Below are 4,426 nucleotides of genomic sequence, written 5' to 3'. Positions count from 1 at the left end.
GGTGCCGCAACTGACCGAGGAGCGCCGTCGCGAACTGGTCAAGCAGGCCAAAGCCAAAGGCGAGGACGCCAAAGTGTCGGTGCGTAACATTCGGCGCAAGGCGATGGAAGAACTGAACCGTATCCGTAAAGACGGCGAAGCCGGCGAGGACGAGGTATCGCGTGCCGAGAAGGACCTGGACAAGGCCACTGCGCACTACGTGACGCAGATCGACGAGCTGGTCAAGCACAAGGAAGGCGAGCTGCTGGAGGTCTAGCGGCCGCCCAGCAGACGACGCCCGTGGCAGAGACCGATACTGGCCCAGACATCCCCGCCGGGGATGCGGTGGACGAGCCCAAGAAGAAGTCGCGGGCCGGCCGCAATCTACCGGCGGCGATCGCAGTCGGCGCCGCTATCGGTTTCACCATCATCGCGATTCTGATCTGGGACCGGTATCTGTGGGTGCTGCTGGTGGCCGTCGCGATGCCCGTCGCCACGCACGAGGTCGTGCGCCGACTGCGTGAGGCCGGTTACATCATCCCGGTCATCCCGTTGCTGGTCGGTGGCCAGCTGATGGTGTGGTTGACCTGGCCCTATCATGCGGCCGGGGCGCTGGCCGGCTTCGGCGCCACCGCGGTGGTCTGCATGTTCTGGCGGCTGGCGCTCGGTGCCACCACAGCGCCGCATGGGTCGGCCGATTCGCCGTCGGGAAATTACCTGCGCGACGTCGCCGCCACGGTATTCCTCGCCGCCTGGGTGCCGCTGTTCGCGTCGTTCAGCGTGCTGCTGGTCTATCCGCACAACGGTTCGGGCCGGGTGTTCTGCCTGATGATCGGTGTGGTCGCCTCCGATATCGGCGGCTATGCGGTCGGCGTCCTGTTCGGCAAGCATCCGATGGCCCCGTCGATCAGCCCGAAAAAGTCGTGGGAGGGGCTGGCCGGTTCGCTGCTCTTCGGGATCACCGCGGTGACGCTGACCGCGACGCTGCTGGCCCACCGGCCAGCGTGGATCGGGGTGCTGCTGGGCGTGACAATCGTGGCCGCCGCCACCCTCGGCGACCTGGTCGAGTCGCAGATCAAGCGGGACCTGGGCATCAAGGACATGGGCCGGATCCTGCCCGGTCACGGTGGCCTGATGGACCGGCTGGACGGGGCCCTGCCGTCGGCCGTCGCCGCCTGGATCGTCCTGACCCTGCTGCCCTGAGATCTGTCAGTGAAACAAGAGTTGGTTTTCGAAGCGCCCCGACGCGCATTGCCGCCGCGTCACCTGGCTGACCTCGATGACGTCGGCTGCGTCCAAGCCGTCACGGCGCTGGGTCTACCGGCGTTTCGTGCCAAGCAGTTGGCGAATCAGTACTACGGCCGGCTGATCGCCGATCCGCGGCAGATGACCGATCTGCCGGTCGCGGTTCGCGGCCAGGTGACCGAGGCGTTGTTTCCCACCCTGCTGACCGCGGTCCGAGAAATCACGTGTGACGCCGGCGAAACCCGCAAGACGCTGTGGCGAGCGGCGGACGGCACCGCTGTCGAATCGGTGCTGATGCGTTACCCCCGGCGCAACACGGTCTGCATTTCCTCTCAGGCGGGTTGCGGGATGGCGTGCCCGTTCTGCGCGACCGGTCAGGGCGGTCTGACCCGGAACCTGTCGACCGCCGAGATCGTCGAGCAGGTGCGTTCCGCGGCCGCGACGTTGCGTGACGAGTGGGGTCCAGCCAGTCGGTTGTCCAACATCGTGTTCATGGGCATGGGGGAGCCGCTGGCCAATTACGCCAGGGTGCTGGCAGCGGTGCGTCGCATCACCGGTCTGCCGCCGGGGGGCTTCGGGATCTCAGCCCGTTCGGTGACGGTGTCGACGGTCGGGCTGGCGCCGGCGATCCGCAAGCTCGCCGACGAGCGACTCGCGGTGACCCTGGCGCTGTCGTTGCATGCCCCCGACGACGAGCTGCGCGACACCCTGGTGCCGGTCAACAACCGGTGGAAGGTCGGCGAGGCGCTCGATGCGGCGCACTACTACGCCGAGCAGACCGGCCGGCGAGTGTCGGTGGAGTACGCGCTGATTCGCGACGTCAACGACCAGCCCTGGCGGGCGGACCTGCTGGGCAAGCGACTGCAGCGGGCCCTGGGGCCGTTGGTCCACGTGAACCTGATTCCGCTGAACCCGACACCGGGCAGCGAGTGGGATGCCAGCCCGAAAGCCGTTGAGCGGGAATTCGTTCGACGGGTTCGCGCGGCCGGAGTGGCCTGCACGGTGCGCGATACCCGCGGCCGTGAGATTGCCGCCGCTTGCGGACAGTTGGCCGCTGAAGGCGGATAGCTGGAGCTCGAGCGTGGTGATGAAGTGCGGGCAGCTGCCTACTTGATCCAGCCGCGCCGGCGGCCCCACATGTCGCGCACCAGGATGAAGATGCCCAGCAGCGCGAAGCCGATCACCCACACGTCCTCGACGTGGCCGACGTGGTTGCCGCGCAGAAACGCGACCAGCAACCCGATCATCAGGAGCCCGTAGACATGCCAATTGCGGTGGCTGACCTTGCTCCAGCCCCACGCGGCCGACGGCACCTCGACGACGTCGACGCCGTTGACTGTGTTGACACGCTCCACCGCGCTGCTGGCCACGGCAACTCCTAGGGTCGGGATGGGTATGCCACGTCATTCTGGCATACCGGCGTTCGCCGGGGTTGGCGGTGGCGCGGCGCGATAGGGGCACAATGTGGGGGTGTCCGACCTTCGCGATGGTCTCGCCCGCAGCGTCGAGACCGCGGCTGGCCGCAGGCTCGACGTCGAGACCGCGCCTAGCCGCAGGCTCGACGGGAATAGCCGCCTGCGGGTGCTGGTGCTGGGCAGCACCGGCTCCATCGGCACCCAGGCACTCGAGGTCATCGCCGCAAACCCGGACCGCTTCGAGCTGGTCGGGCTCGCCGCCGGGGGCGGCAACCCGGACCTGCTGGCCCAGCAGCGCGTCGAGACCGGAGTGTCCAACCTCGCCGTCGCCGACGAGCGCGCTGCGCAGGCGATCGGCGACGTCAGCTATCAAGGACCGCAGGCGGCGACCCGGCTGATCGAGAACACCCAGGCCGATGTCGTGTTGAACGCCCTGGTCGGGGCGCTCGGCCTGCAGCCGACGCTGACCGCGCTGGCCTGCGGAGCCCGGTTGGCTTTGGCCAACAAGGAGTCGCTGATCGCCGGCGGCCCACTGGTGCTGGCCGCTGCGCGGCCCGGCCAGATCGTGCCGGTGGACTCCGAGCACTCCGCGCTGGCGCAGTGCCTGCGTGGCGGGTCCGCGGATGAGGTGGCCAAGCTCGTGCTGACCGCTTCGGGCGGGCCGTTTCGTGGCTGGTCGGCCACGCAACTGGAGGACGTCACTCCCGAGCAGGCCGGCGCCCACCCGACCTGGTCGATGGGGCCGATGAACACGCTGAACTCGGCGTCGCTGGTCAACAAGGGTCTCGAACTCATCGAAGCGCACCTGTTGTTCGGCATTGGCTACCGCCGGATCGACGTCGTCGTACACCCGCAGTCGATCGTGCACTCGATGGTCACCTTCACCGACGGCTCGACGATCGCGCAGGCCAGCCCGCCGGACATGAAACTGCCGATCGCCCTGGCGCTGGGCTGGCCGGATCGGGTGCCCGCCGCGGCCGCGGCGTGCGATTTCTCCACCGCGTCGACGTGGACGTTCGAGCCGCTCGACGACGAGGTGTTCCCGGCGGTCGCGCTGGCCCGGCAGGCCGGTGAGACGGGCGGCTGCATGACCGCTGTCTACAACGCCGCCAACGAAGAAGCGGCCGAGGCGTTCCTGGCCGGTCGGATCGGTTTTCCGGCCATTGTGCACACAATCGCCGCGGTCTGCAGCGCCGCGGACCAGTGGGCCGCGCAACCCGCTACCGTGGAAGACGTACTCGACGCGCAGCGTTGGGCCCGCGGGCGCGCCCAGATTGCAATGACACAGCGTGTGATCACACAGGAGGTTTCACCGGTTCGATGATGTTCGTAATCGGCATCGTGCTGTTTGCACTCGCCATTCTCATCTCGGTGGCGCTGCACGAATGCGGCCACATGTGGGTCGCCCTGGTCACTGGTATGAAGGTGCGGCGCTATTTCGTGGGCTTCGGCCCGACGTTGTGGTCGACCCGTCGCGGCGAGACCGAGTACGGCCTCAAAGCCATCCCGGCCGGTGGTTTCTGCGACATCGCGGGCATGACCTCGGTCGAAGAACTCCAGCCCGACGAGCACGACCGCGCGATGTACAAACAGAAGACCTGGAAGCGCGTTGCGGTGTTGTTCGCCGGCCCGGGGATGAACTTCGTGATCGGCCTCGTGCTCATCTACGCCATCGCCGTCACCTGGGGGCTGCCGAACCTGCATCCGACTGCGGTCGTCGGCCAAACATCCTGTGCTGCAAGCGAAATCAAGCAAGGTGAATTCGAGAAGTGCACCGGCGACGGGCC

6 protein-coding genes are annotated in these 4,426 nt (G+C 67.7%); 5 read left to right on the top strand and 1 reads right to left on the bottom strand.

The annotated features are described in order from the left end of the window. From AC2VOU_RS06010 to rlmN, 3 genes are all read left to right on the top strand, one after another. A partial coding sequence (locus tag AC2VOU_RS06010; protein WP_486956545.1) for a ribosome-recycling factor occupies positions 1-256 on the top strand: 256 nt, incomplete at its 5' end. Positions 257-279: 23 nt separating this feature from the next. Next, a complete protein-coding gene (locus AC2VOU_RS06005) occupies positions 280-1,182 on the top strand; it encodes a phosphatidate cytidylyltransferase (RefSeq protein ID WP_486956544.1) in 903 nt (300 codons plus the stop codon). A gap of 9 nt (positions 1,183-1,191) precedes the next feature. Then, the gene (gene rlmN, locus AC2VOU_RS06000; RefSeq protein WP_486956543.1) at positions 1,192-2,292 is read left to right on the top strand and encodes a dual-specificity RNA methyltransferase RlmN; all 1,101 of its coding nucleotides are present in this window, start codon (positions 1,192-1,194) and stop codon (positions 2,290-2,292) included. A gap of 38 nt (positions 2,293-2,330) precedes the next feature. Here rlmN and AC2VOU_RS05995 read toward each other — a convergent pair whose 3' ends face one another. Beyond that, positions 2,331-2,594, bottom strand: a complete 264-nt coding sequence (locus AC2VOU_RS05995; protein WP_486940660.1) for a DUF2631 domain-containing protein — start codon at positions 2,592-2,594, stop codon at positions 2,331-2,333. A 205-nt stretch (positions 2,595-2,799) separates the two neighbouring features. Between AC2VOU_RS05995 and dxr the strand changes: the two genes are divergently transcribed. Both dxr and AC2VOU_RS05985 read left to right on the top strand, forming a co-directional pair. Then, positions 2,800-3,963: a 1-deoxy-D-xylulose-5-phosphate reductoisomerase gene (gene dxr / locus AC2VOU_RS05990; protein ID WP_486956546.1), complete on the top strand. Its 1,164-nt coding sequence runs from the start codon at positions 2,800-2,802 to the stop codon at positions 3,961-3,963. Next, positions 3,960-4,426 (top strand): site-2 protease family protein (locus tag AC2VOU_RS05985; RefSeq protein WP_486956542.1); only part of this gene is annotated, 467 nt, incomplete at its 3' end. The genes dxr and AC2VOU_RS05985, both read left to right, overlap by 4 nt.

Source organism: Mycobacterium sp. TH-M25, from assembly GCF_057473665.1.
The sequence above is the reverse complement of the archived record's forward strand: the minus strand, read 5'-3'. Positions and strand labels throughout refer to the sequence as shown.